The sequence below is a fragment of the Lelliottia sp. SL45 genome, assembly GCF_026672535.1.
Classification (GTDB): domain Bacteria; phylum Pseudomonadota; class Gammaproteobacteria; order Enterobacterales; family Enterobacteriaceae; genus Enterobacter; species Enterobacter nimipressuralis.
Map to the genome: position 1 here is coordinate 745,778 of NZ_JAPPRH010000001.1, position 25,856 is coordinate 771,633.

General features: G+C 57.8%; 27 protein-coding genes and 1 other annotated feature. Of the genes, 20 read left to right on the plus strand and 7 right to left on the minus strand.

Annotation, left to right across the window (positions count from 1 at the left end; genetic code table 11):
* The first annotated feature begins 16 nt into the window (after positions 1–16).
* A complete protein-coding gene (locus OVA10_RS03635; RefSeq protein WP_248859380.1) occupies positions 17–1,243 on the plus strand; it encodes a DUF3748 domain-containing protein in 1,227 nt (408 codons plus the stop codon).
* On the opposite strand, the gene OVA10_RS03640 is transcribed toward OVA10_RS03635, so the two are convergent.
* Positions 1,244–1,576 carry a YceK/YidQ family lipoprotein gene (locus OVA10_RS03640; RefSeq protein WP_100778269.1) on the minus strand — a complete coding sequence of 111 codons (333 nt, stop codon included), beginning with the start codon at positions 1,574–1,576 and terminating at the stop codon, positions 1,244–1,246. It abuts the gene before it with no gap.
* 246 nt (positions 1,577–1,822) lie between these two features.
* Positions 1,823–1,895, plus strand: a sequence feature (ROSE (Repression Of Heat Shock gene Expression) occurs in the 5'-region of heat shock genes and acts as an RNA thermometer to modulate expression.).
* Here OVA10_RS03640 and ibpA point away from each other — a divergent pair.
* The 3 genes from ibpA (at position 1,889) to OVA10_RS03655 (ending at position 4,715) form a co-directional block, all read left to right on the plus strand.
* Positions 1,889–2,299, plus strand: coding sequence for a small heat shock chaperone IbpA (ibpA, locus tag OVA10_RS03645; protein WP_100778268.1), 411 nt, complete (start codon positions 1,889–1,891; stop codon positions 2,297–2,299). (Overlaps the previous feature by 7 nt.)
* Positions 2,300–2,433: 134 nt before the next feature.
* Entirely contained in the window at positions 2,434–2,862 is a 429-nt protein-coding gene (ibpB, locus tag OVA10_RS03650) for a small heat shock chaperone IbpB (protein WP_100778267.1), read from the plus strand.
* Between the two features lie 191 nt (positions 2,863–3,053).
* Positions 3,054–4,715 carry a putative transporter gene (locus tag OVA10_RS03655; RefSeq protein WP_102105113.1) on the plus strand — a complete coding sequence of 554 codons (1,662 nt, stop codon included), beginning with the start codon at positions 3,054–3,056 and terminating at the stop codon, positions 4,713–4,715.
* Here OVA10_RS03655 and OVA10_RS03660 read toward each other — a convergent pair.
* On the minus strand, positions 4,683–5,429 hold the full coding sequence (locus OVA10_RS03660; RefSeq protein WP_268195314.1) for a GntR family transcriptional regulator: 747 nt from the start codon (positions 5,427–5,429) through the stop codon (positions 4,683–4,685). The genes OVA10_RS03655 and OVA10_RS03660 overlap by 33 nt on opposite strands.
* A gap of 221 nt (positions 5,430–5,650) precedes the next feature.
* On the opposite strand from OVA10_RS03660, the gene OVA10_RS03665 reads away from it, so the two are divergent.
* From OVA10_RS03665 to OVA10_RS03685, 5 genes are all read left to right on the plus strand, one after another.
* The gene (locus OVA10_RS03665) at positions 5,651–7,267 is read left to right on the plus strand and encodes an alpha-glucoside-specific PTS transporter subunit IIBC (protein ID WP_184957400.1); all 1,617 of its coding nucleotides are present in this window, start codon (positions 5,651–5,653) and stop codon (positions 7,265–7,267) included.
* Complete coding sequence (locus tag OVA10_RS03670; protein ID WP_100778264.1) at positions 7,264–8,586, plus strand: 6-phospho-alpha-glucosidase; 1,323 nt, start codon at positions 7,264–7,266, stop codon at positions 8,584–8,586. The genes OVA10_RS03665 and OVA10_RS03670 overlap by 4 nt, the downstream gene beginning before the upstream one ends.
* A 77-nt stretch (positions 8,587–8,663) precedes the next feature.
* Entirely contained in the window at positions 8,664–9,011 is a 348-nt protein-coding gene (locus tag OVA10_RS03675) for a YidH family protein (RefSeq protein ID WP_100778263.1), read from the plus strand.
* Positions 9,001–9,357: a DUF202 domain-containing protein gene (locus tag OVA10_RS03680; RefSeq protein ID WP_181827073.1), complete on the plus strand. Its 357-nt coding sequence runs from the start codon at positions 9,001–9,003 to the stop codon at positions 9,355–9,357. Before OVA10_RS03675 ends, OVA10_RS03680 begins: the two co-directional genes overlap by 11 nt.
* Entirely contained in the window at positions 9,358–9,819 is a 462-nt protein-coding gene (locus OVA10_RS03685) for a regulator (protein ID WP_268195319.1), read from the plus strand.
* Here OVA10_RS03685 and dsdA read toward each other — a convergent pair.
* Together dsdA and dsdX are read right to left on the minus strand one after the other, a co-directional pair.
* Complete coding sequence (dsdA, locus tag OVA10_RS03690; RefSeq protein ID WP_129035796.1) at positions 9,805–11,106, minus strand: D-serine ammonia-lyase; 1,302 nt, start codon at positions 11,104–11,106, stop codon at positions 9,805–9,807. The two genes, OVA10_RS03685 and dsdA, sit on opposite strands and share 15 nt — an antisense overlap.
* A gap of 17 nt (positions 11,107–11,123) precedes the next feature.
* The gene (gene dsdX / locus OVA10_RS03695) at positions 11,124–12,461 is read right to left on the minus strand and encodes a D-serine transporter DsdX (protein ID WP_102105110.1); all 1,338 of its coding nucleotides are present in this window, start codon (positions 12,459–12,461) and stop codon (positions 11,124–11,126) included.
* Positions 12,462–12,675: 214 nt separating this feature from the next.
* On the opposite strand from dsdX, the gene dsdC reads away from it, so the two are divergent.
* Both dsdC and OVA10_RS03705 read left to right on the plus strand, forming a co-directional pair.
* Positions 12,676–13,602 (plus strand): DNA-binding transcriptional regulator DsdC, encoded by a 927-nt coding sequence (dsdC, locus tag OVA10_RS03700; RefSeq protein ID WP_100778258.1) that lies wholly within the window; start codon positions 12,676–12,678, stop codon positions 13,600–13,602.
* An 86-nt stretch (positions 13,603–13,688) separates the two neighbouring features.
* Positions 13,689–14,777 carry a glycoside hydrolase family 5 protein gene (locus OVA10_RS03705; protein WP_268195321.1) on the plus strand — a complete coding sequence of 363 codons (1,089 nt, stop codon included), beginning with the start codon at positions 13,689–13,691 and terminating at the stop codon, positions 14,775–14,777.
* On the opposite strand, the gene emrD is transcribed toward OVA10_RS03705, so the two are convergent.
* The 3 genes from emrD to OVA10_RS03715 form a co-directional block, all read right to left on the minus strand.
* Positions 14,680–15,864, minus strand: coding sequence for a multidrug efflux MFS transporter EmrD (emrD, locus tag OVA10_RS03710; RefSeq protein ID WP_107704216.1), 1,185 nt, complete (start codon positions 15,862–15,864; stop codon positions 14,680–14,682). The genes OVA10_RS03705 and emrD overlap by 98 nt on opposite strands.
* Positions 15,865–16,094: 230 nt before the next feature.
* Positions 16,095–16,184, minus strand: coding sequence for a type I toxin-antitoxin system toxin TisB (tisB, locus tag OVA10_RS26035; protein ID WP_100778256.1), 90 nt, complete (start codon positions 16,182–16,184; stop codon positions 16,095–16,097).
* 89 nt (positions 16,185–16,273) lie between these two features.
* Entirely contained in the window at positions 16,274–16,438 is a 165-nt protein-coding gene (locus OVA10_RS03715) for a hypothetical protein (protein WP_268195323.1), read from the minus strand.
* 269 nt (positions 16,439–16,707) lie between these two features.
* On the opposite strand from OVA10_RS03715, the gene ivbL reads away from it, so the two are divergent.
* From ivbL to nepI, 9 genes are all read left to right on the plus strand, one after another.
* A complete protein-coding gene (ivbL, locus tag OVA10_RS03720) occupies positions 16,708–16,806 on the plus strand; it encodes an ilvB operon leader peptide IvbL (protein ID WP_100778255.1) in 99 nt (32 codons plus the stop codon).
* 102 nt (positions 16,807–16,908) lie between these two features.
* On the plus strand, positions 16,909–18,597 hold the full coding sequence (ilvB, locus tag OVA10_RS03725; protein WP_123429735.1) for an acetolactate synthase large subunit: 1,689 nt from the start codon (positions 16,909–16,911) through the stop codon (positions 18,595–18,597).
* Between the two features lie 3 nt (positions 18,598–18,600).
* A complete protein-coding gene (ilvN, locus tag OVA10_RS03730) occupies positions 18,601–18,888 on the plus strand; it encodes an acetolactate synthase small subunit (RefSeq protein ID WP_100778253.1) in 288 nt (95 codons plus the stop codon).
* Positions 18,889–18,960: 72 nt separating this feature from the next.
* Positions 18,961–19,554, plus strand: a complete 594-nt coding sequence (gene uhpA, locus OVA10_RS03735; RefSeq protein ID WP_095280027.1) for a transcriptional regulator UhpA — start codon at positions 18,961–18,963, stop codon at positions 19,552–19,554.
* The gene (uhpB, locus tag OVA10_RS03740; RefSeq protein ID WP_100778252.1) at positions 19,551–21,050 is read left to right on the plus strand and encodes a signal transduction histidine-protein kinase/phosphatase UhpB; all 1,500 of its coding nucleotides are present in this window, start codon (positions 19,551–19,553) and stop codon (positions 21,048–21,050) included. Before uhpA ends, uhpB begins: the two co-directional genes overlap by 4 nt.
* A 9-nt stretch (positions 21,051–21,059) precedes the next feature.
* On the plus strand, positions 21,060–22,388 hold the full coding sequence (locus tag OVA10_RS03745) for an MFS transporter (RefSeq protein WP_102105108.1): 1,329 nt from the start codon (positions 21,060–21,062) through the stop codon (positions 22,386–22,388).
* Positions 22,389–22,525: 137 nt separating this feature from the next.
* Entirely contained in the window at positions 22,526–23,917 is a 1,392-nt protein-coding gene (gene uhpT / locus OVA10_RS03750; RefSeq protein ID WP_100778250.1) for a hexose-6-phosphate:phosphate antiporter, read from the plus strand.
* Between the two features lie 157 nt (positions 23,918–24,074).
* Positions 24,075–24,527 carry a DUF1198 domain-containing protein gene (locus tag OVA10_RS03755; RefSeq protein WP_123429732.1) on the plus strand — a complete coding sequence of 151 codons (453 nt, stop codon included), beginning with the start codon at positions 24,075–24,077 and terminating at the stop codon, positions 24,525–24,527.
* Between the two features lie 124 nt (positions 24,528–24,651).
* Positions 24,652–25,842, plus strand: a complete 1,191-nt coding sequence (gene nepI / locus OVA10_RS03760) for a purine ribonucleoside efflux pump NepI (RefSeq protein ID WP_100778248.1) — start codon at positions 24,652–24,654, stop codon at positions 25,840–25,842.
* Positions 25,843–25,856: the final 14 nt, after the last annotated feature.

Sequence of the window (25,856 nt, forward strand, 5' to 3'; positions counted from 1 at the left end):
GCATCAGGGTCTCTCCATGAAACAAATCACCTTCGCTCCCCGTCATCATCAACTCACGAATACCAATACCTGGACGCCTGACAGCCAATGGCTGGCGTTTGACGTGCGACCGTCCGGCGCGTCCTTTACGGGCGAAACGATCGAGCGAGTCAACGTGAAGACGGGCGAAACCGAGGTTATTTACCGCGCTAAAAATGGCGCGCACGTGGGCGTGGTGACCGTTCATCCTCTTGAGGAACAGTACGTCTTTATTCACGGCCCGGAAAACCCGGATGCGGGCTGGCACTACGATTTTCACCATCGTCGCGGTGTGATTGCCCGCAACGGCGAAGTCAGTAATCTCGATGCCATGGACATCACTGCGCCCTATACCCCCGGCGCGCTGCGCGGCGGGAGCCATGTTCACGTCTTTAGCCCCAACGGGCAACGGGTCAGTTTTACCTATAACGACCATGTGATGCACGAACGCGACGTGACGCTGGATCTGCGCAATGTCGGCGTCGCCGTGCCGTTCGGCCCGGTGACGCCGCAGGGCAGTCATCCGCGCGAATATGCCGGAACGTTCTGGAGCGTACTGATCAGCCGCACGACGTCTACGCCACGGCCCGGCAGCGATGAGATCAACCGCGCCTATGAAGAGGGCTGGGTGGGTAACCGCCAGCTGGCCTTTATCGGCGACACGCTCTCTGAACGCGGCGAAAAAGTGCCGGAGCTGTTTATCGTCGATCTTCCAGAGGATGAGGCGGGCTGGAAACAGGCGGGCGACGAACCGCTGGAAGGGACGGAGCAGACCCTGCCCGCACCGCCTGCTGGTGTGGTGCAGCGGCGTTTAACGTTCACCCATGAAAACCGCTATCCGGGGCTGGTCAACGTGCCACGCCACTGGGTGCGCAGCCATCCGCAGGGCGGTGAAATCGCGTTTTTGATGCGCGATGAGCGTGGCATTGTGCAGCTGTGGCTTATCGCACCAGAGGGCGGGGAGCCGCGCCAGCTGACGCATAACACCCGCGATATTCAGTCGGCGTTTAACTGGCATCCGTCGGGCGAAGCGCTGGGATTTGTGCTGGACAACCGCATTGCCTGCTGCGATGCGCGAAGCGGTGAAGTGACGTTTTTGACGTCCGATCACGGCAATCCGCCCTCGGGTGATGCGGTGGTGTTCTCGCCGGATGGTCGTTATGTGGCGTGGATGGAAGAGACTGCCGGTTTCCGTCAGCTTTGGGTCACGGAAACCGGGAAGTAATCAGGGCGCTGTCATCTCAGCGGGTGGGATAACGCTGTTGGTGGCCATATTCTGCTTTTCGCTTTTTTCCACGCGTGAACGCACCGAGCTATCGGTGCGGAACAGATCCCACGGGACTAACAGCGTATCCAGCACCGCTGTAAACGGCAGATCCAGAATCGCCAGGGATTTGGTGCCCCAGTTCGTCTCATCATCCGAAATCATATTCGCGCTAGCGCGCGTGCCCGGATATGTTCCTTCTTTACCGCCGGTGTGAGACATCACGCTCGAACACCCGCAAAGTAATACCACTACGCTGCATGTTGTCAGCTTTATCAGAACATTATTCATCATCTGTTAATCAATGTTAATGGCGAGACATAACCGCAATATCGAGTTATAGCGAGCCATGTGCGAAAAGAATAGCTGGAAAGCGCCGCTCTGTGGCAGCCATCGCAATTTCACTCTTTGTGCTGTAGTCCCAGTCTATGCGAGACCCAGCAAAGTGCAAAAAAATCTCGCATTTAACCTCTTGAAATGATCGGAATCAGACCCACTTTATCTGTGTAGCCGAAGAACGAACACGCCTGATGGGTGTTTGGTGGCACAACGGCCTGTCCATGGTGGAAGGCAAACATTACTCGCTGATTTCAGGAGCGTTGATTTATGCGTAATTTCGATTTTTCCCCGCTGTACCGTTCTGCTATTGGTTTTGATCGCCTGTTCAACCATTTAGAAAATAACCAAAGCCAAGGTAACGGTTACCCTCCATACAACGTTGAGCTGGTTGACGAAAACCACTACCGCATTGCCATTGCTGTCGCCGGTTTCGCTGAGAGCGAACTGGAAATCACCGCGCAGGACAACCTGCTGGTGGTGAAAGGCGCACACACGGCAGAGCAGAAAGAACGTACCTATCTCTACCAGGGCATTGCTGAGCGCAACTTTGAACGCAAATTCCAGCTCGCCGAAAACATCCACGTTTACGGTGCGAACCTGGTGAACGGTCTGCTGTTTATCGATCTGGAACGTGTGATTCCGGAAGAGAAAAAACCGCGCCGTATCGAGATCAACTAATTTAAGCGGGTCGCTCGCGCGGCCCATCCAGAGTGGCTTGCCGAAACGGGAGCCTGTGCGAATCCATGTGGATTTGCAGGAACAACTGCGCACTAAAAACAGTGCTTAACTCGCTTCTCAGAAGGAGATTAACAATGCGTAACTACGATTTATCCCCCCTGCTGCGTCAGTGGATTGGTTTTGACAAACTGGCTAACGCCCTGCAAAGCACGGCTGAACAACAGAGTTTTCCGCCGTACAACATCGAAAAAAGCGATGACAACCACTACCGCATCACGCTGGCGCTGGCCGGATTCCGTCAGGAGGATCTCGATATCCAGCTCGAAGGCGCGCGCCTGACGGTGAAAGGGACGCCGGAAAAACCACAAACTGAGACCCAGTGGCTGCATCAGGGCCTGGTGACTCAGCCGTTTAGCCTGAGCTTTACCCTGGCTGACCATATGGAAGTCTCCGGAGCGACCTTTACCAACGGGCTGTTGCACATTGATTTGACGCGCAATGTGCCGGAAGCACTGGCACCGCAGAAAATCGCCATCAGCGAACGTCCGGCGCTGAACAGCTAATTTGTGTCGGGAGGCGCTGCGCTTTCCCGGCCAACAAAACCCGCAGGCCTGCTCAAGGGCAGTGTCTGCGGGCAAAGCAAACGACTAAGCCCCGCTTTCGCGGGGCTTTTTTGTGCGCCATCGCCCATACAAACCCCATAACCTCTGCGAGAATCCCCTTAATCACTAAGGATATGCGCAGGGAAAAGGTCATGAGTGATATCGCGTTAACGGTTAGCGTGTTGGCCCTGGTTGCAGTGGTTGGGCTGTGGATTGGCAATATCAAAATCCGCGGTGTCGGATTTGGCATTGGCGGAGTGCTTTTCGGCGGTATTTTTGTCGGCCATTTCGCCGATCAGCTTGGGTTAACCCTCAGCGCTGAAATGCTGCACTTCATTCAGGAATTCGGTCTGATCCTCTTCGTCTACACCATCGGCATTCAGGTCGGGCCTGGGTTTTTCGCCTCGCTGCGCGTCTCCGGGCTGCGGCTGAATCTCTTTGCTCTCGGTATTGTCGTCATGGGCGGCCTCGTCACCGCCATTCTGCATAAAATCTTTGATATTCCGCTCCCGGTGGTTCTGGGGATTTTCTCCGGCGCGGTCACCAATACCCCTGCGCTGGGGGCTGGACAGCAAATTCTGCGCGATCTGGGCATTGCGCCCGGCGTAGTGGATCAGATGGGGATGAGCTATGCGATGGCTTACCCGTTTGGCATTTGCGGCATTCTGCTGACCATGTGGCTGGTGCGTGTGCTGTTTCGTATCAACGTGGACGACGAAGCCAAAAAGCATGAATCCACGATCACCAACGGCCACATGCTGATCAAAACCATCAACATTCGCGTCGAAAACCCCAATCTGAACCACATGGCGATTCAGGATGTGCCGATTCTGAACAGCGTCAATATCATCTGCTCGCGCCTGAAGCGGGACGAAATGCTGATGGTCCCATCTCCCGGCACTGTGATTCAGCTCGGGGACTTATTGCACCTGGTCGGCCAGCCCGGCGATCTGCACAGCGCGCAACTGGTCATCGGCCAGGAGGTAGACACCTCCCTCTCGACGCGGGGCACCGACATGCGCGTGGAACGCGTTGTGGTCACCAACGAGCAGGTATTGGGCAAGAAAATCCGCGATTTACAGGTAAAAGAGCGTTACGACGTCGTGATCTCACGCCTGAATCGTGCGGGCGTTGAACTGGTCGCCAGCCCGGATGCCAGCCTGCAGTTTGGCGATATCCTCAATCTGGTTGGCCGCCCGTCGTCCATTGACGCCGTCGCCGATATGGTCGGCAATGCGCAGCAAAAATTGCAGCAGGTGCAGATGCTGCCGGTGTTTATCGGAATCGGGCTGGGGGTGCTGCTCGGCTCAATTCCCCTCTATGTGCCCGGATTCCCGGTAGCGCTCAAGCTCGGTCTGGCGGGCGGGCCGTTGATCATGGCGCTGATTTTGGGGCGTATCGGCTGTATCGGGAAGCTGTACTGGTTCATGCCGCCAAGCGCCAACCTGGCCCTGCGCGAGTTGGGCATTGTGCTGTTCCTCTCGGTAGTGGGGCTGAAATCTGGCGGCGACTTTATCCACACTCTGACGCAGGGCGAGGGGATAAGCTGGATCGGCTATGGGATTATCATCACGGCGGTTCCGCTGCTGACGGTCGGGATTCTGGCGCGGATCTTCGCGAAGATGAACTACCTGACCCTGTGCGGCATGCTGGCCGGCTCCATGACCGATCCTCCGGCGCTGGCCTTCGCCAACAATCTGCACGCCACCAGCGGCGCGGCGGCACTCTCCTACGCCACCGTTTATCCGCTGGTGATGTTCCTGCGCATCATCACGCCGCAGCTACTGGCCGTGCTGTTCTGGGGGATAGGCTAACAACGCGTCCGGGTGGATGCGCCGCAGATGGTAGTCCACCTGGTAATCGCTGGTATTGCGGAACATCACGGAGTAATTCAGGAACTCGCCGCTGTCGCTGTAGGACAAGGACGTAATGCGCAGCAGCGGCGTCTGTTCCGGTAAATTCATCAGATTCGCCAGCTGCCGGTCAGCCAGCACCGGCGTCAGGCTCTCGTAGTTCCCGCTGATAGTGATCCCGCACTCCTTCTCGATGTAATCAAACTTCGACCCTTCAAGATGCGCCAGCGACAGATTGCGGAACAGCTTCACGGGCATAAAGCTGTCTTCCAGCATCAGCGGTTTTCCCTCCACGTAACGCACCCGACGCGAAAAGTAGATCCGCTCGTCAATCTGAATACGCAGCTGGCTGGCGATGGCGGGCGGGGCGGGCATCACTTCAAACTGCAATACCTGGCTCTGCACCTCTTTGCCTTGCTGGCGCAACACCTCCACCAGCCCGGTCAGATTGGTGGTTTCATGGTGAACATCCTTGCGCGCGACAAAGGTGCCGCTGCCGTGACGGCGCACCACCAGCCCCCAGCCGACCAGTAAATCGATGGCCTTGCGAATGGTCATCCGCGCCACGCCAAACTCCTGCGCCAGCGCTTTTTCGCCGGGCAGCGGGCTGCCGACATTGTAATCCGACGAATTGAGCCGCAGACGTAATCTGTCGGCAATGGATTTGTAGATCACCTGTAGACCTCTCTGCGCGTATTCAGTCGTGCATCGCGTCTTAACATGTCCATATTTTGAACTGAAAGTAGACCTGAGTGGGCAAATTAAAACCATGAATGCGATCACGGAACGCAGCGGCGCGCGGTGTGAGCCGCTGAGTAAATTTTTATTCTCATTTCAGGCCAGCACAAAACCAATAAGGCCAAACCCCCTACAGGTTGTTACATGAGGATTTAAAGATGCTCAGTCAAATACAACGTTTTGGCGGCGCCATGTTTACCCCGGTGCTGTTGTTCCCTTTCGCAGGCATGGTGGTTGGAATTGCCATCATGCTGCGCAATCCGCTTTTTGTGGGCGAGGCCTTAACGGCACCCGATCATTTATTTGCCCAAATCGTCCACATCATTGAAGAGGGCGGCTGGGCGGTCTTTCGTAATATGCCGCTGATTTTCGCTGTCGGCTTACCGATCGGCCTCGCCAAACAGGCGCAGGGCCGGGCGTGTCTGGCGGTGCTGATTAGCTTCCTGACCTGGAACTACTTTATCAACGCGATGGGCATGACCTGGGGTCAGTTCTTTGGCGTGAACTTTATGGCCGAGCCTACCGCGGGAAGCGGGCTGGCGATGATTGCCGGGATCAAAACCCTCGATACCAGCATTATCGGCGCGATTGTGATTTCCGGGCTGGTGACCGCCATCCACAACCGCTATTTCGATAAACAGCTGCCGGTATTTTTAGGCATCTTCCAGGGCACCTCGTTTGTGGTGATCATCGCCTTCTTCGTGATGATTCCGTGCGCCTGGCTGACGCTGCTCGGCTGGCCAAAAGTGCAGATGGGCATTGAGTCGTTGCAGGCGTTTTTACGCTCCGCCGGGGCGCTGGGCGTGTGGGTTTATACCTTCCTGGAACGCATTTTGATCCCAACGGGCCTGCACCACTTCGTCTACGGTCCATTTATTTTCGGCCCGGCGGCGGTCGAGGGCGGTATTCAGGTGTACTGGGCGCAGCATTTGCAGGCGTTCAGCCAGAGCACGTTGCCGCTGAAAACCCTGTTCCCGGAAGGCGGCTTTGCGTTGCACGGTAACTCGAAAGTGTTTGGTTCCGTTGGGATTGCGCTGGCGCTCTGGTACACCGCCTCGCCGGAAAATCGCGTCAAAGTGGCGGGGCTGCTGATCCCGGCGACGCTGACCGCGATGCTGGTGGGGATCACCGAACCGCTGGAGTTTACCTTCCTGTTTATCTCGCCACTGCTGTTTGCCGTTCACGCGGTCCTCGCTGCGACCATGGCGACCGTGATGTATATCTTTGGCGTGGTCGGCAACATGGGCGGCGGGCTGCTTGACCAGTTCCTGCCGCAGAACTGGATCCCGATGTTCCACAATCATGCCTCCATGATGTTCACCCAGATTGGCATCGGCTTGTGCTTCACCGCCCTCTATTTCCTGGTCTTTAAGACGCTTATCGAACGCTTCAACCTGAAAACCCCGGGCCGTGAAGAGAGCGAAATCAAACTCTACAGCAAAGCGGATTACCAGGCCGCGCGCGGGCAAACCACCGTTGCGGCGAACACCAGCTCTGGCCAGGCGGCCGCCTATCTGCAGGCGCTGGGCGGCGCAGGCAATATCGAAAGTATCAACAACTGCGCCACCCGGCTGCGTATCGCCCTGTTTGATATGAGCAAAACGCAAAGTGACGACGTTTTCAAAGCCCTTGGCGCCCACGGTGTGGTGCGTCGCGGCAATGGTATTCAGGTGATTGTTGGGCTGCACGTCCCACAGGTGCGCGACCAGCTTGAATCCCTGATGACCCCTTCTACTACAAACCCATCATCCACCATGACAGAGGCTGTATCATGAAAAAATTCTCAGTTGTTATCGCAGGCGGCGGCAGCACGTTCACTCCTGGTATCGTCCTGATGTTGCTGGCGAATCGCGACCGCTTCCCACTGCGTGCGCTCAAGTTCTATGACAACGACGGCGCACGTCAGGAGACCATCGCCGAGGCGTGCAAAATCATCCTGCAGGAGCAGGCGCCGGATATCGAATTCAGCTACACCACCGACCCTAAAGCCGCGTTTACTGACGTGGACTTTGTGATGGCGCATATCCGTGTCGGCAAATACCCGATGCGTGAGAAGGATGAGAAAATCCCGTTACGCCACGGCGTGCTGGGTCAGGAAACCTGCGGTCCGGGTGGGATCTCCTACGGTATGCGCTCCATTGGCGGCGTGCTGGAGCTGGTGGATTATATGGAGCAATACTCCCCGAATGCATGGATGCTCAACTACTCCAACCCGGCGGCGATCGTTGCTGAAGCCACCCGCCGTCTGCGACCTCACGCCAAAATTCTCAACATCTGCGATATGCCGATTGGCATCGAAGGGCGAATGGCGCAGATCGTCGGTCTGAAAGACCGCAAAGAGATGCGCGTGCGCTACTACGGGCTGAACCATTTCGGCTGGTGGACGTCGATTGAAGATCTGAACGGTAACGATCTGATGCCGAAACTGCGCGAGTACGTGGCGAAAAACGGTTATGTGCCACCTTCTGACGATGCCCATACGGAAGCCAGCTGGAATGACACGTTCGCGAAAGCAAAAGACGTGCAGGCGCTCGATCCGGACACCATGCCGAACACCTACCTGAAATATTACCTCTTCCCGGATTACGTGGTGGCGCACTCAAACCCGGAGCGCACCCGCGCGAACGAAGTGATGGATCACCGCGAGAAGCATGTTTTCAGCTCCTGCCGCGCCATCATCGAAGCGGGGAAATCTTCCGCCGGTGAGCTGGAAATCGACGAACATGCGTCGTACATCGTCGATCTGGCAACGGCTATTGCGTTCAACACTCAGGAGCGGATGCTGCTGATTGTGCCGAACAACGGGGCGATTCATAACTTCGACGCCGATGCGATGGTCGAAATCCCTTGCCTGGTCGGCAAAAACGGCCCTGAGCCGCTGACCGTGGGCGATATTCCGCACTTCCAGAAAGGGCTGATGGGCCAGCAGGTGGCAGTGGAAAAACTGGTGGTCGATGCCTGGGAAGAGCGCTCCTACACCAAACTCTGGCAGGCGATTACCCTGTCTAAAACGGTGCCAAGCGCTTCGGTTGCCAAAGCCATCCTCGATGATCTGATTGAGGCCAACAAAGATTACTGGCCAGAATTGCACTAATCCCGCCGACCGGCATCCCAGATGCCGGTCAATTTACGCTATGCTGAAGCCTGCTTGCGGTACGACAAGGAGCCTTCATGAAAATTTCCCAGCTGGGCGAAGCGCCTGACTATCGGTTTTCCCTCGCCAATGAGCGCACATTTCTCGCATGGATCCGCACCGCGCTGGGGTTTCTCGCGGCAGGCGTCGGGCTGGACCAGCTCGCACCGGATTTCGCCACGCCGCTGATTCGTGAAGTGCTGGCGCTGCTGCTGTGTCTGTTCGCCGGTGTGCTGGCGATCTACGGTTATCTGCGCTGGCTGCGCAATGAAAAGGCGATGCGCCTGAAACAGGATATGCCCTACACGCGCGGCCTGCTGGCGATCAGCGTGATATTGCTGGCCGTCGCGGCAGCGGTCATGGTGCTGGTGTTCTATGGCGGATAGCCGCAAAGCGCGACGGGAAGCCGACCCCGGCCTGCAGCCCGAGCGCACATCGCTGGCCTGGCTGCGCACGCTGCTGGGCTACGGCGCGCTGATCGCACTGGCGATTAAACACAACTGGCACCGCACCGGTCTGCCGTTCTGGGTCTCGATTGTGGTGCTGGCGCTGGTAGCGGCTCTTCTCTGGCGCTACACCCGCAGCCGCAACCTGATGGACGTGAATCACAACGATTTCGTACAGCCCAAAGCAGTGCGTGACAAATTCTTGATCTCTCTCGCAGTACTCTCCCTCGCATTACTGTTTGCTGTAACACACTTACAGCAAATACTGATTTTTCTAAGGTCGTGAATGACAGGATGCCACGGAAGTACCCGCGTGGTTGTAGTCGATAACTGCAACGCGCGCGAGCCAGGGAAGGTTTATCAAGCGTTACGCCTCAGCGGTAACAAAAACGTCCATTTTTTGCCACAGACGGCGGGTGAAAAGCCCGTAACGCCGGAAGTGTGGGGCGAGTTCTTAACGCAGATTTTTGCGATGTGGGTCTGGCAGGATATCGGGGAGATCTCGGTACGCCTGTTCGACGACACACTGGACGGCTGGTGCGGCACCGCGCTGTGCCAGAAGAAAGGGCTGCTGAAATGCCAGACGTGCGCAGGACGGCGGTTATGCACGTCGGCAAATGACGACGTGCTGTGTCAGGGCTATCTGGCGTTCTATGACTACAGCGCACCCTTTATGAAAGTGATGCGCGATTTGAAAAAGCACAACCGCTCGACGCAAGAGCTGATGACGCTGTTACGGCAGACGTGACGGACGGCCTTTCGCCAGATATTTTGCCATCTCCGCTTCCGGCACCATCCCGCCGCCCGTTGCCCAGACGAGGTGGGTCGCATTGGCTGAAGAAGGGACACGCACCGGCCCGGCCATACCCGCCAGCGCCGATGGCTCCAGACGAATGCCCTCTTCCTGCGCCAGCCAGCCCAGCATATCGTACATGCTCTGATCGGACAGGGTGTAGAACCCGTCCAGCAGACGCTCCATTGCGCGGCCGACAAACCCGGACGCGCGTCCCACCGCCAGACCATCTGCGGCCGTTAGGTTATCGATCCCCAAATCCTGCACCGCAATTTCATCGTGCAAACCGGTATAAACACCCAGCAACATGCACGGCGAATGGGTTGGCTCGGCGAAGAAGCAGTGAACGTGGTCGCCAAAGGCCAGCTTGAGGCCAAACGCGACGCCGCCAGGGCCACCGCCCACGCCGCACGGCAGATAGACATACAGGGGATGATCCGCATCCACCACGCGCCCCTGTTCAGCAAACTGAGCTTTCAGACGCTCACCCGCCACGGCATAACCCAAAAACAGGGTGCGAGAGTTTTCGTCGTCGATAAAGAAGCAGTTGGGATCGCTCTCGGCAGCCTTGCGCCCCTGCTCCACGGCCACGCCGTAATCTTGTTCGTACTCCACCACTTCAACGCCGTGGCTGCGCAGTTTGGCCTTTTTCCACTCGCGGGCGTCGGCAGACATATGCACCGTTACCTTAAAGCCAACGCGGGCGCTCATGATGCCAATCGACATCCCCAGATTACCCGTTGAGCCAACGGCAATGCTGTACTGGCTGAAAAACGCTTTAAAGCGTGGTTCCAGCAGGATGCTGTAATCGTCTGTCAGCGACAGCAGCCCCGCTTCCAGCGCCAGTTTTTCGGCGTGGGTCAGCACTTCATAAATCCCGCCACGCGCTTTGATAGAGCCGGAAATCGGTAAATGGCTGTCTTTTTTCAGCAGCAAAGTGCCGTTGATCGGCGTGGCAAACTCCTTCGCCAGGCGCTTTTGCATGGCGGGAATGGCCACCACGTCTGATTCGATAATGCCGTTTTTGGCCGCGGTTTCCGGGAACGCTTTCGCCAGATAAGGCGCAAAGCGGGCCAGGCGGGCGTGAGCATCCTTCACATCCGCCTGCGTCAGCCCGACATACGGCAGCCCTTCGGCAAGCGTGGTGGTGCGCGGGTTAAACCAGGTGGTCTCTTTCAGCGCCATCAGATCCTCTACCAGAGGATATTGGGCGATTAAGGTGGTGATGTTTGCGTTTTCCATAGTACGTCTCTTCGCGCTTAGATAATGAAAGAAAGCAGGAACGTGCAGCCAAGTGCAAGTACCGAGGCGATAAATGTCGCCGTTGTATAGTATTTAAAGGTCTCGTTCAGGGTCGCGCCGCAGTATTGCTTCACCAGCCAGAAGAGAGAATCTGTGACGATCGTGCAGCCAATGGCGCCAGAACCGATGGCAATGGCGATGATCTCCGGGCTGACGTTGGGATAGAGAGGCAGCATCGGCGCGACAATCGCCGTGGCCCCCATCATCGCAACCGTGGCAGACCCGACGGCCGCATGCAGAATTAACGCCACCAGCCAGGCCAGCAGAATCGGGTGCATATGCATGTTCGATAAAATCAGCGCCAGCGTATCGGCCAGGCCGCTGGTTTTGAGGATCGCGTTAAATGCCCCGCCCGCCCCGATAATCAACAGGATGTTGGCAATCGAACCAAAGCCCGTTTCCGTGTGCTTGAGCAGCGCGCTCATCCCGATATGCTGACGAATGCCGAGCAGGTAATAGGCCACAAACACGGCGATAAACATGGCGGTGATCGGGTTGCCGATAAATTCCAGCAGCGTGTAGAGCGAGCCGGTTTTTTCCATATTCAGCTCGGCGATGGTTTTTACCAGCATCAGGCCAATCGGTAACAGCACCGTGAACAACGTGGCGCCCAGCGTGGGCAGCGTATGTTCTTCTCGCACTTTGAGGTCAGAAAACTCCGCCGGAACCGGTTTAAACGGCAGGCGATCGCCGAGGATTTTCAGGAACAGCGGGCCGCCCACCAGAGAGGCCATCAGCCCGACCAGCAGACCGTATACAATTACCGTTCCGACATCCGCGCCCAGTTTGTTGGTGACAAACAGCGCCGCCGGATGGGGAGGCACCACGCAGTGAACCGCCATCAGCGCCGTACACAGAGGGATTGCCAGTTTCAGCAGCGAAGTCTGCGTCTTTTTGGCGATTGAGAACGCCAGCGGGATCAGCAATACCACGCCTACTTCAACGAACAGCGTGATACCGCAGATCAGCCCGACCAGAACCATAATCACATCGGCGGAGAGCCAGCGGCAGCGCTGGAGCGTCAGCCCGATGCGTTCCGCCGCGCCAGAAACTTCCATCATCTTGCCGAGAATGGTGCCGAGGCCAATCACCGCCGCCAGGAATCCCAGCGTGCCGCCGATGCCGCTCTCGATGGCATTGACCATATCCAGCGGGCTCATGCCCATCATTGCGCCAACGAAGAAGCTCGCCAGCAGCAGCGCCAGAAACGGGTGAAACTTCAGTTTTACGATGGTTAATACAATCAACACGATGCTTGCCAGCAGCGTCGCCACAACCCACATCTGAGATCCCATACCTCACCTCACCCTTAAGTTATCTGCGGCTATTGGACGAAAAAACGGCACCGGCTGACAAACGATATAAATTGCCGTTCAGGTGAGGCAGATTGGATCAAGTGAGTGACATTGCTCTAAAAAGCGCACTTTATTCGTCGTTGCTTCACATTAATTCATTCATAACGGATATTCTGAGGGCAGAAATACGAGGCTGAGGGGATAAAAAACCGCCATGAACGATGCGAATGAGGTCGGCAATCGCCTGCTGAACGGCTGGCAACTGTCAAAAATGTACACGTTTGAAGTGGCGGCCCGGCATGAGTCCTTCGCGCTGGCGGCGGAAGAGCTGTCGCTCAGCCCGAGCGCCGTCAGCCATCGCATTAACCTGCTGGAAGAGGAGCTGGGGATTCAGCTGTTCGTCCGCTCGCACCGCAAAGTGGAGCTGACGCAGGAGGGAAAACGGGTTTTCTGGACCCTCAAATCGTCGCTGGATACCCTGAACCAGGAGATCCTCGACATCAAGAATCAGGCGCTTTCCGGCACCCTGACCGTCTATTCGCGCCCCAGCATCGCCCAGTGCTGGCTGGTGCCGATGCTCGGGGATTTTTCCCGTCGCTATCCGTCGATCTCCCTGACCATACTGACAGGCAATGATTACCCGAACATGCAGCGAACGGGTATCGATCTGGCGCTCTACTTCGACGATACGCCGCCCACTCAGCTCGCCCATCATTTTCTGATGAACGAGGCGATCCTGCCGGTGTGCACACCGGAATACGCGCGCGAACATGAGTTAATTAAAAACCCTGACAATCTGCGCCATTGCACGCTGCTGCATGACAGACAGGCGTGGAGTAACGACTCGGGAACCGATGAGTGGTTTAGCTGGGCGCAGCACTTTGCAGTGAATTTGCCGCCATCGTCGGGCATTGGTTTCGATCGTTCCGATTTAGCCGTTATCGCCGCGATGAACCACGTGGGTGTCGCCATGGGGCGTCAGCGGCTGGTGCAAAAGCGGCTGGATCGCGGGGAGCTGATTGCGCCCTTCGGCGAGAAAGCCCTGAAATGCCATCAGCACTACTACATATCGACCCTTTCGGGCAGGCAGTGGCCGAAAATTGATGCCTTTATCGACTGGCTGAAAAGTCAGGTGGGTTGAAGAATTATTACGCGTAGCCTCTACACCAAACCGCGAAAAGCGTGCTAAATACAGCATATTGCTTTCGATTTCTCGCAAGGTTAACCGTGTTAAAGCCCCTGATCGCCGCTGCGCTGATTATCTCCTCTGGCTGGGTGTCTGCCGCTGAGCCACCGCTGACGGCTGCGCGCTACGCGCAGCAGCTCGGGGTGGGCATCGACGTGGACTGGGCGCGCACCGAGCGCGGCATTCGCGAATTCGATCCGCTGGAAGTGCGTGATTTTAAGGCCAAGGGTTTTACCCACGTGCGTATCCGCGTGGCCGGCGAGCCGACGGAAGCGCGCCTGATTCATCTGCGCAAGCTGGTGGAAGCCTGTGAGCAATACGGCGTGATCCCGGTGATTGCCTATCAGGCGGATGAATACAAAAACGACCCGAAAGCGGATAACGAAAAAGAGGTGGTGAACTGGTGGATTGCCGTGGCGCACTACTTTGAGAAAAGCTCGCCGCTGCTCGGTTTTGACCTGATCTACGAGCCGGCGGACAAGCTCAATCACAATCTCGCATCCCTTAACCGCGTCTACGAAAAAGCGATCAAAGCCATTCATGCCATCGATGCCGAACGCATGATTTTCGTCGCTCCGCGCCTGCGCGCGGCACCGGAAGATCTCGGCAGCCTTAAGCTGCCTGCCCACAGCCAGAATTACGTGCTGGCCGAATGGCACATCTTCCCGTGGGGACCGCTCAAGAACAACGGAAAATACCCGTGGACATCAGGCACGGCGGCGGAGAAATCGATGATTCGCAGCCGGATCACTACCGCGTTGCGCTGGCAGCAAAAAACCGGGCATGTGAGCTGGGTGGGCGGCTGGGGCGTGGGTGAATCCAGCCGCGTTACCCCAACGGCACCGCAGATGGCTTTCGCCAGCTTTATGGCCTGCGAACTGCAAAAAGCCAAAATCCCTTACGCCATTAACGCGGATTTCCAGTTTTATGACGGCGAGGAGGGGGCGTGGCGACCAGGGCCGGAACCGCTGCTGCAGGCGATGCTTGCACCGGTGTGTGAAAAGCCCGATGAGAAGCCGGGCCATCATGTGATTAAATCGTCTGCTCGTGATGCGGCTCGCGCGACGCCAGCGGCAGCCAGCACAGTAAAATCAGCAGCCCCATCAAGGTCATCAACAGGCCAAGGCTAGACTGACCCGTCTGCGGCATCATGGCGGAGAGCCAGGCCAGCGCGCCGGAGCCGATGTTTTGCAGGCCGCCCACCAGCGCACCTGCGGTTCCTGCCAGGAACGGGAACGGCTCCATCGCGCCGCTGGTCGCGAGCGGGAAGAGCATTCCCGCACCGAAGAAGAACAGGGCGGCCGGGATCAGCAGCGTCCAGACGGTCATCACACCCAGTAAGCCTGGGACCCACATCATCACCCCTGCCAGCAGGCAGCTCATCACCGACTGCCACATCAGCGTGGAAAAACGCTTGTTCGGGCGACCGGCAAACCATGCGCCGAAGAATGCCGCCGGAATCGGCAGAATGAACAGAATGCTCACCACCATGCTGCTTAACCCCAGGCCTGCGCCCAGCAACACGCCTGAACAGGCTTCAAACACCGCAATTCCCGCCAGGCCGCCAATCAGCATCAGCAGGTAACAGGTGAACGCGCCGTTGCCGAAAAGCGTTTTGTAGTTGGCAATAAGCCTGGTGCGCGGTGCGCCCGTCGGGCGTGTTTCCGGCATCCAGCGCGCCATGCTGAAGGTGACGATAATGCACAGGACCAGCAGGAAAGCGTAGCAGGCGCGCCACGACCAGATGCTGTCCAGCACGCCGCCAATCAGCGGTGCCAGCAGCGGGCTTACCAGAATCCCCATATTCAGCAGGCTGTTGGCATGACGCAGCTGTGTCCCTTCGTACAGATCGCGCGGTAGCGTACGCGCCATCACCCCGCCGACGCCGGTCCCCATGCCCTGCAGGGCGCTGGCGGCAATCAGGATCGTCAGGCTGTGAGTGGTTATGGCGATCACCGTGGCGATCATGAAAATGGTCATCCCGACCAGGATCACCGGGCGACGCCCGACGCGGTCAGACAGCGGACCGTAGAACAGCTGTGAGACGCCGTAAGTCAGCAGATAGGCGGCCATCACGCTCTGCACCGCACCTTCGCGTACGCTGAGCGCTTTCGCCATGTCTGCAATCGCCGGAATATAAATGGTCTGCGCCATCTGACCGACGGCCACCAGTAACACCAGCATCAACAGTAAATTAACGTTCCTTTGCTTTTTCATGTCGCTGAATACTTTTGCAAAAAGAGAGAAATAAAGAATAAGTGACTGCGCATTCCCATAAATGCGCGAGGAATCTACCACAATGAGATGACAATTTAAGCATCTCTGGGGTGAATGATTGAGCAGAAGCAGGCAGGATTTGTAAACGATATCGGCAACTTATGTTGCCAGTGTGCAGATGTTAAAGAGGGGCGGTTGCCCGCCCCTCTTTGGTGCGACTTGACCCTGAATCACCGGAGGTATTTCAGGACAGCGTCAAGCAGTTGCAGTACCGCAACAATGAGTCTCAGGATAAGAATAACCATATCCACGACGCCCATACGCGCCTCCTTCTGGCAGAAGGAGCACGATGCTGGCGTACCTCTCCGCCGCCTGTTGCCAGCACCTTTGTTGACGTAACACAGTGTGCTCATTTGGGGGTTAAGGCACTGACGGCACCACCCGTTTCAGCCAGGACTTCTTTGCGCCGGTGTACTGCTTGCGGCCCCCAATACGCACTGCGAACAAACTCAGTATAGATAAACACTGGATGCATGAACAGTATTTTATCGACAAATTCGGTAGGCTGATCCATACTCATATTCGTCAAAAAAGAGAGCTAAAATTGCGCGTTCGTGGCCGATCGCGTATACTTCTTGCGTTGACGTAACACAGTGTGTTCGCGGAAACCAACCGCAAACCCTGAAAAAAACCTCGCTCCGGCGGGGTTTTTTGTTTTTATTTCTCTTACAAACGAAACGTGATCCCTGACGCAAATTTGGGTGGATGAAAATATTTCCATTGTCAGGCACCGAATCCTGTGTTTGTATAAATTCTATCAATGATTCTAAACACAGGTCCTCAATGACAACTTCCATGATGGCGTCGACCCTACTAAAAACTGCGCAACCTGCCGCAGTGGTCGTCGTACGTGTGGTGGTGGTCGTCGGCAATGCGCCGTAGGGACTGGATCAACACACGAATCCAAAACCCCGCCGGCGCAAACCGGCGGGGTTTTTAGTTTAAACCTCCCGGAAAGTCGGCTCAGAACAAAAGGACTGGAGCATGGCAAGTTCGGGCACAACATCAGGCAAGACGCGTTTTACGGGCGCGCAATTAATCGTTCACTTACTGGAACGTCAGGGTATCAGCATCGTTTCGGGGATCCCGGGCGGTACGGTCCTGCCGCTCTATGACGCGTTAAGTCAAAGCACGCAAATCCGCCACGTTCTGGCGCGCCACGAGCAGGGCGCAGGCTTTATCGCCCAGGGCATGGCACGTACGCAGGGCAAACCTGCGGTCTGTATGGCCTGTAGCGGGCCGGGTGCCACCAACCTGGTCACGGCGATTGCCGACGCGCGCCTCGACTCCATTCCGCTGATCTGTATTACCGGCCAGGTCCCTTCGTCGATGATCGGCACCGATGCGTTTCAGGAAGTCGACACCTACGGTATTTCTATCCCCATCACCAAGCATAACTATTTAGTTCGCGACATCGCCGAGTTACCTCAGGTGATCAGCGATGCGTTCCGCATTGCGCAATCCGGCCGCCCAGGCCCGGTGTGGATAGACATTCCTAAGGACGTACAAACCGCTGAAATCGACATCGAAACCTTCCCGGAGCCGGGTGGCCGTGCCCCCGCACCGGAATTCAGCGCTCAGAGCGTGCAGGACGCCGCCGCGATGATCAACGCCGCGAAACGGCCAGTGCTCTATCTGGGCGGCGGGGCGATCAACGCCGCAGAACAGGTGCGTGAATTTGCCGAAAAAGCCAATCTGCCGACCACCATGACCTTAATGGCCCTGGGAATGCTGCCGAAAGCGCACCCGCTGTCGCTGGGCATGCTGGGGATGCACGGCGCGCGCAGCACCAACTTTATTTTGCAAGAGTCTGATTTACTGATCGTTCTTGGCGCACGTTTTGATGACCGGGCGATTGGTAAAACTGAGCAGTTCTGCCCGAACGCGAAAATCATTCACGTGGATATCGACCGCGCAGAGCTTGGCAAAATCAAGCAGCCGCATGTGGCGATTCAGGGTGACGTGGGCGAGGTGTTGGCCCAGTTAATCCCCCAAACCCACGCCACCGACAACGCCGAGTGGTGCGATTTGGTTGCTCAACTGCAGCAGGAGTTCCCGAGCGCCATCCCGAACGAAGGCGACCCGCTGAGCCACTACGGCCTGATTAACGCCGTCGCCTCCTGCGTGGACGACAGCGCTATTATCACCACCGACGTCGGCCAGCATCAGATGTGGACCGCCCAGGCTTACCCGCTGAACCGTCCGCGTCAGTGGTTGACGTCCGGCGGCTTAGGCACTATGGGCTTTGGCCTGCCCGCCGCCGTGGGTGCTGCGCTGGCGAATCCGGATCGGAAGGTGATTTGCTTCTCCGGTGACGGCAGCCTGATGATGAACATTCAGGAGATGGCGACGGCGGCTGAAAACCAGCTGGATGTGAAAATCATTCTGATGAACAACGAAGCGCTGGGGCTGGTGCATCAACAGCAGAGCCTCTTCTACAAGCAGGGCGTGTTTGCGGCGACCTATCCGGGGATGATCAACTTTATGCAGATTGCGGCCGGTTTTGGCCTGCACACCTGCGATCTGAACGCCGCCGAGGACGCGCAAGCCGCCCTGCAGGAGGCGATTTCCCGCCCTGGCCCGGCGCTGATTCACGTGCGCATCGATCCTGAACAAAAAGTGTATCCAATGGTCCCGCCGGGTGCGGCGAATACTGAGATGGTGGGAGAATAAGCCATGCAGAAACAATATGATAACGTCATTCTCGAACTCACCGTCCGCAACCACCCTGGCGTCATGACCCACGTCTGCGGCCTGTTCGCGCGCCGCGCATTTAACGTGGAAGGCATTCTTTGTCTGCCGATTCAGGGCAGCGATCATAGCCGCATCTGGCTCCTCGTGAACGACGATCAGCGCCTTGAGCAGATGATTGCCCAAATCGACAAACTGGAAGATGTCACCCAAGTGGTCCGCAACCAGTCCGATCCGACCATGTTTAATAAAATTGCGGTGTTTTTCGAGTAAATCGCTCAAGGCTTGAACGGCAACGCGCTTATCGTTAAGGTAAGCGCGTTTTTTATCCGCCAGGAATGCCACATGACCACCATTGCCCTTATCGACGATCACCTTATCGTCCGCTCCGGTTTTGCCCAGTTGCTGAGCCTGGAGGCAGATTTTCAGGTCGTGGCTGAATTCGGTTCAGGCCGCGAGGCGCTGGCCGGATTACCGGGGCGTGGCGTGCAGGTCTGCATTTGCGATATCTCGATGCCGGATCTCTCCGGGCTTGAGCTGCTCAGCCAGCTGCCGAAAGGAATGGCGACCATTATGCTCTCTGTTCACGACAGCCCGGCGCTGGTAGAACAGGCGCTCAACGCCGGTGCGCGAGGGTTTCTCTCCAAACGTTGTAGCCCCGACGAACTCATTTCCGCTGTGCGCACCGTCGCGACGGGCGGATGTTACCTCACGCCGGATATCGCCATTAAACTGGCCGCCGGACGCCAGGACCCGCTGACAAAACGCGAGCGTCAGGTGGCGGAAAAGCTCGCCCAGGGGATGGCGGTGAAAGAGATTGCCGTCGAGCTGGGCCTGTCGCCCAAAACCGTTCACGTTCATCGCGCCAATCTGATGGAAAAACTCGGCGTCAGTAACGATGTCGAGCTGGCCCGCCGCATGTTTGACGGCTGGCAATGAGCCCGTACTTCTCGCGGCTGGTCTCCGTCGTCGCCAGCTTTTTTATCTTCTCGGCCGCCTGGTTTTGTCTGTGGAGTATTAGCCTGCATCTGGTCGAGCGCCCGGAGCTGGCGGTGCTGCTCTTCCCGTTTGGCCTGCGTCTGGGGCTGATGCTGCAATGTCCGCGCGGCTACTGGCCGGTTTTGCTGGGGGCCGAGTGGATCATGCTGGTCTGGCTGGCGCAGGAAGTGGCACTGGCGCATCTCCCCTTATTGATGATCGGGGGCGTATTGACGCTGCTGCCGGTGGCGCTGATTTCCCGCTACCGCCATCAGCGCGACTGGCGCACGCTGCTGCGTCAGGGGGCGGCGCTGATTGCCGCTGCGCTGCTGCAATCCCTGCCGTGGATCGGCAAACCCGACACCCTGACGGCGCTCCTGCTGACGCTGACCGGCGGCCTGACGCTTGCGCCCACGTGCCTCGTCATCTGGCATTATCTCACCAGCACTGTCTGGCAGCCGCTCGGCCCGGCGCTGGTCTCCCAGCCGGTGAACTGGCGCGCGCGGCACCTTATCTGGTATCTGCTGCTGTTTGTGGTCAGCCTGTGGCTGCAGCTGGGTCTGCCTGCGGAACTCTCCCGCTTTACGCCGTTTTGTCTGGCGCTGCCGATTATCGCGCTGGCCTGGCATTACGGCTGGCAGGGGGCGCTGATCGCTACCCTGATGAACGCCATCGCCCTGATTGCCAGCCAGACGTGGCACGATCATCCCGTTGATTTACTCCTCTCGCTGCTGGCGCAAAGCCTGACCGGACTGCTGCTGGGCGCGGGTATACAGCGTCTGCGCGAGCTGAACCAGTCGCTGCAAAACGAGCTGGCCCGCAATCGACGCCTGGCGGAGCGGTTACTGGAAACCGAAGAAAATGTGCGGCAGGAAGTGGCGCGCGAACTGCACGATGATATCGGCCAGACCATCACGGCCATCCGCACTCAGGCGGGCATCGTTCAGCGGCTGGCCCCGGAAAATCCCGGCGTCCGGCAGGGCGGCGCGCACATCGAGCAGCTCTCTCTCGGGGTGTACGATTCCGTGCGACGTCTGCTGGGGCGCCTGCGTCCACGCCAGTTAGATGATTTATCCCTTGAGCAGGCGGTGCGTTCCCTGATGCGTGAGATGGAGCTGGAAGATCGCGGGATCGTCAGCCATCTCGACTGGGCTATCGACGAGACACTCCTGAGCGAAAGCCAGCGCGTCACCCTGTTCCGCGTCTGTCAAGAGGGGCTGAACAATATCGTCAAACACGCCAGTGCCAGCGCGGTGACGCTCCAGGGCTGGCAGCAGGACGAGCGCCTGATGCTGGTTCTCGAAGACGACGGCTGCGGTCTGCCGCCTGGCTCCGGGCAGCAGGGGTTTGGCCTGGCCGGAATGCGCGAGCGCGTCACGGCGCTCGGCGGAACGTTGACGATCTCCTGTACCCACGGTACGCGCGTCAGCGTGAATTTGCCGCTGCGTTATACGTAAGGACCGACCATGTTTACCTTTCTGAAAACGCCGGCGAATGCCGCACCCATTGGCGATAAACGCGAAAGAGATGCGCGTTACCGCTACTGGCGACGTCATATTCTGACCACTATCTGGCTGGGCTATGCGCTGTTCTATTTCACCCGCAAAAGTTTTAACGCCGCTGCGCCCGAAATCCTCGCCAGCGGCGTGATGACGCGCACGGACATCGGCCTGCTGGCGACGCTGTTTTACATCACCTACGGTCTGTCGAAATTCTTCTCCGGCATCGTCAGCGACCGCTCGAACGCCCGTTACTTTATGGGGATGGGGCTTATCGCAACCGGAGTGGTCAATATCCTGTTTGGTTTCTCCACCTCCCTGTGGGCCTTCGCCCTGCTGTGGGCGCTGAACGCCTTTTTCCAGGGCTGGGGCGCGCCCGTCTGCGCGCGTCTGCTCACCGCCTGGTTCTCCCGCAACGAGCGCGGCGGCTGGTGGGCAATCTGGAACACTGCCCATAACGTCGGCGGGGCGCTGATCCCCATCGTGGTGGGCGCGGCGGCGCTGCACTACGGCTGGCGCGCCGGGATGATGATCGCCGGAACCCTGGCCATTTTCGCCGGGCTGTTTCTCTGCTGGCGTCTGCGCGACCGCCCGCAAACCGTCGGCCTGCCGCCGGTGGGTGACTGGCGTCACGATGAGATGGAGATCGCCCAGCAGCAGGAAGGGGCGGGGCTGACGCGCAAAGAGATCCTCACCAAATATGTGCTGCTGAACCCGTATATCTGGCTGCTGTCCCTGTGCTATGTGCTGGTGTACGTGGTGCGTGCGGCGATCAACGACTGGGGAAATCTGTATATGTCCGAGACGCTCGGCGTCGATCTGGTGACCGCCAACTCGGCGGTGACCATGTTTGAGTTGGGCGGATTTATCGGCGCGCTGGTGGCGGGCTGGGGCTCGGACAAACTGTTTAACGGCAACCGTGGCCCGATGAACCTGATTTTCGCCGCCGGGATTTTGCTCTCCGTTGGCTCGCTGTGGCTGATGCCTTTTGCCAGCTACGTGATGCAGGCGGCGTGCTTCTTCACTACCGGATTCTTCGTTTTCGGCCCGCAAATGCTGATCGGCATGGCGGCAGCGGAGTGCTCGCACAAAGAGGCGGCGGGGGCGGCGACCGGTTTTGTCGGCCTGTTTGCCTATCTTGGCGCGTCCCTGTCCGGCTGGCCATTGGCGCGGGTCATCGACATCTGGCACTGGAGCGGTTTTTTCGCGGTGATCGCTATCGCGGCGGGGATTTCCGCCCTGCTGCTGTTGCCGTTTTTGAACGCTCAGGCCCCGCGTGAGGTCAACGAAGCGTGATGCGCCTCACCTTTTTGCTCCGAGTGGGGCAAAACTAGGAAATTTTCCCGGTTTCGCCTGGACGCTGTCTCAGGCCAATGCGACTGCTGATTTTTACAATGCCTGCCATTCGCAGGTATTCATATCAGGAGTTTTTGATGCTGGCCTTTCTAAACCAGGTGCGCAAGCCGACCCTGGATCTGCCGCTCGAGATGCGGCGCAAAATGTGGTTCAAGCCGTTCATGCAGTCCTATCTGGTGGTGTTCATCGGCTACCTGACCATGTACCTGATCCGCAAAAACTTCAACATCGCCCAGAACGACATGATCTCCACCTACGGGCTGAGTATGACGCAGCTGGGGATGATCGGCCTCGGTTTCTCCATCACCTACGGGGTGGGGAAAACCCTGGTTTCGTACTACGCCGACGGTAAAAATACCAAGCAGTTCCTGCCGTTTATGCTGATCCTCTCCGCCATCTGTATGCTCGGTTTTAGCGCCAGCATGGGCGCAGGCTCCGTCAGCCTGTTTATGATGATCGCCTTCTACGCCCTGAGCGGTTTCTTCCAGAGCACCGGCGGGTCGTGCAGCTATTCCACCATCACCAAATGGACGCCACGTCGCAAGCGCGGCACTTATCTTGGTATGTGGAACATCTCCCATAACCTCGGCGGGGCAGGTGCGGCAGGCGTGGCATTGTTCGGGGCAAATGTCCTGTTCGACGGCCATGTGATCGGCATGTTCATCTTCCCGTCCATTATCGCGCTGATTGTTGGCTTTATCGGCCTGCGCTACGGCAGCGACTCCCCGGAATCCTACGGTCTGGGCAAAGCGGAAGAGCTGTTTGGCGAAGAGCTGAGTGAAGAAGACAAAGACGCTGAAGACGAGTCGATGACCAAATGGCAGATCTTCGTTGAGTATGTGCTGAAAAACAAAGTCATCTGGCTGCTCTGCTTCTCCAACATCTTCCTGTACGTGGTGCGCATCGGCATCGACCAGTGGTCTACCGTGTACGCCTTCCAGGAGCTGAAACTCTCCAAAGAGGTGGCGATCCAGGGCTTTACCCTGTTTGAAGTGGGCGCGCTGGTGGGAACGCTGCTGTGGGGCTGGCTGTCGGATCTGGCAAACGGTCGTCGGGCGCTGGTGGCCTGCGTTGCGCTGGCATTGATTATCGCTACGCTGGGTGTGTATCAGCACGCCAGCAACCAGTACGTCTATCTCGCCTCCCTGTTTGCGCTCGGTTTCCTGGTGTTTGGCCCGCAGCTGCTGATTGGCGTCGCGGCCGTCGGATTTGTGCCGAAAAAAGCGATCGGCGCTGCCGATGGGATCAAAGGCACCTTCGCCTATCTGATCGGCGACAGCTTTGCCAAGCTGGGTCTCGGGATGATCGCCGACGGCACGCCGATCTTCGGCCTGACCGGCTGGGCGGGCACCTTCGCCGCGCTGGACGCCGCAGCTATCGCCTGTATCTGCCTGATGGCGATGGTTGCCGTGATGGAAGAGCGCAAAATTCGCCGCGAAAAACGCATTCAACGACTGAAAGCGGCCTAATGGCTTGAGTGATTGTGCAGGTAACTTTTTTGCCCGGCTATGTGCCGGGCTTTTTTCATTCCCGCCCCTGTTTTTTCCGATCCCTTTCAGCATGTTTTACGCTGTCGACAACGGCGCGTTTCCCGATATCATGAGCGGCTATTATTAAGGAGAACGCATGGTCTGGATAATGCTGGCCACCCTGGTTGTGGTGTTTGTTGTCGGGTTTCGCATTCTGACGTCTGATTCGCGTCGGGCGATCAAACGACTGAGCGAACGCTTAGGGATTACGCCTGTTCCGCTGGAGTCGATGATTGACCAGTGTGGTAAAGCCGCAGGCAGTGAGTTTATCCGCTACCTGGAGCGCCCGGACGAAGCCCATCTGCAAAATGCCGCGCAGGTGCTGCTGATCTGGCAGGTCTGCATCGTCGACGGCAGCGAAGAGAATCTGCATACCTGGCATCGACTACTGCGTAAAGCGCGTCTTGCCGCGCCGATTACCGACGCGCAGATCCGCCTGGCGCTGGGATTTATGCGCGAAATAGACCCCGATCCGCAGGAGTTCAACGCTTTTCAGCTGCGCTACAACCGCCTGTTCCTGCCTGAAGAGGGCGTTTTTTTCCTGCACTGAGCCCCATGCTGGCTGTCTGTCGGTGAAGGTCAGATTTCAACAAAAGTTGTCAAAACGTTAAATCCGTCACAGTTTTGATGATAAACTGCGCGACTTTCCCGCAGTTTTATCCTCAGGTGACGCCATGACAGAACAGATCCACTCCACGCCCACAGCCCATACCGGTGAGGTCCTGCGACCTAACTGGTCGGCGGTTTTCTCCGTGGCGTTTTGCGTCGCCTGCCTGATTACCGTGGAGTTTCTGCCGGTCAGCCTGCTGACGCCGATGGCGCAGGATCTGGGGATTTCCGAAGGAGTGGCGGGCCAGTCCGTCACCGTCACGGCGTTTGTCGCCATGTTCTCCAGCCTGTTTATCACCCAGATAATCGGCACCATCGACCGCCGCAAAGTGGTGATCCTGTTTGCGGTTCTGCTCACGCTCTCCTGCGTACTGGTCTCCTTTGCCGATAACTTTACCCTGCTGCTGCTGGGCCGCGCCTGTCTGGGGCTGGGGCTGGGTGGATTCTGGGCAATGTCGGCTTCGCTGACCATGCGTCTGGTGCCCGCGCGCAAAGTGCCGAAAGCGCTCTCGGTGATCTTCGGCGCCGTCTCGATTGCACTGGTGATTGCCGCACCGCTGGGCAGTTTTTTGGGCGGCATTATCGGCTGGCGTAACGTCTTTAACGGCGCGGCGATCATGGGCATTCTGTGTATTTTCTGGGTGTGGAAGGCGCTGCCGTCCCTGCCGGGCGAAGCGGCGCATCACAAGCAGAATATGTTCAGCCTGCTGAAACGCCCCGGTGTGCTGGCGGGGATGACCGCCATCTTTATGGCGTTTGCCGGACAGTTTGCCTTTTTCACCTATATCCGCCCGGTGTTTATGACCATGGCCGGTTTTGATGTGGATGGCCTGACGCTGGTGCTGCTGAGTTTTGGTATTGCGAGTTTTGTCGGCACATCCCTGTCGGCGCAGTTCCTGAAGCGCTCTCTTAAATTCGCCCTGGCAGGTGCGCCGCTGGTGCTGGCAGTCAGCGCCGTGGTGCTGATTTTGTGGGGAAGTGACAAGTGGGTGGCGTCGGCCATTGCGATTATCTGGGGCTTTGCTTTTGCGCTGGTGCCGGTGGGCTGGTCAACGTGGATCACCCGTTCCCTTGCCGATCAGGCGGAAAAAGCCGGGTCGATTCAGGTGGCAGTGATTCAGCTGGCAAACACCTGCGGCGCGGCGATTGGCGGCTATGCGCTGGATAATCTGGGGCTGCTGTCGCCGCTGGTATTGTCTGGCACGCTGATGCTGCTGACGGCACTGCTGGTGGCGGGGAAGGTCAAGGCGCAGTAAGTTTGGCATATCCT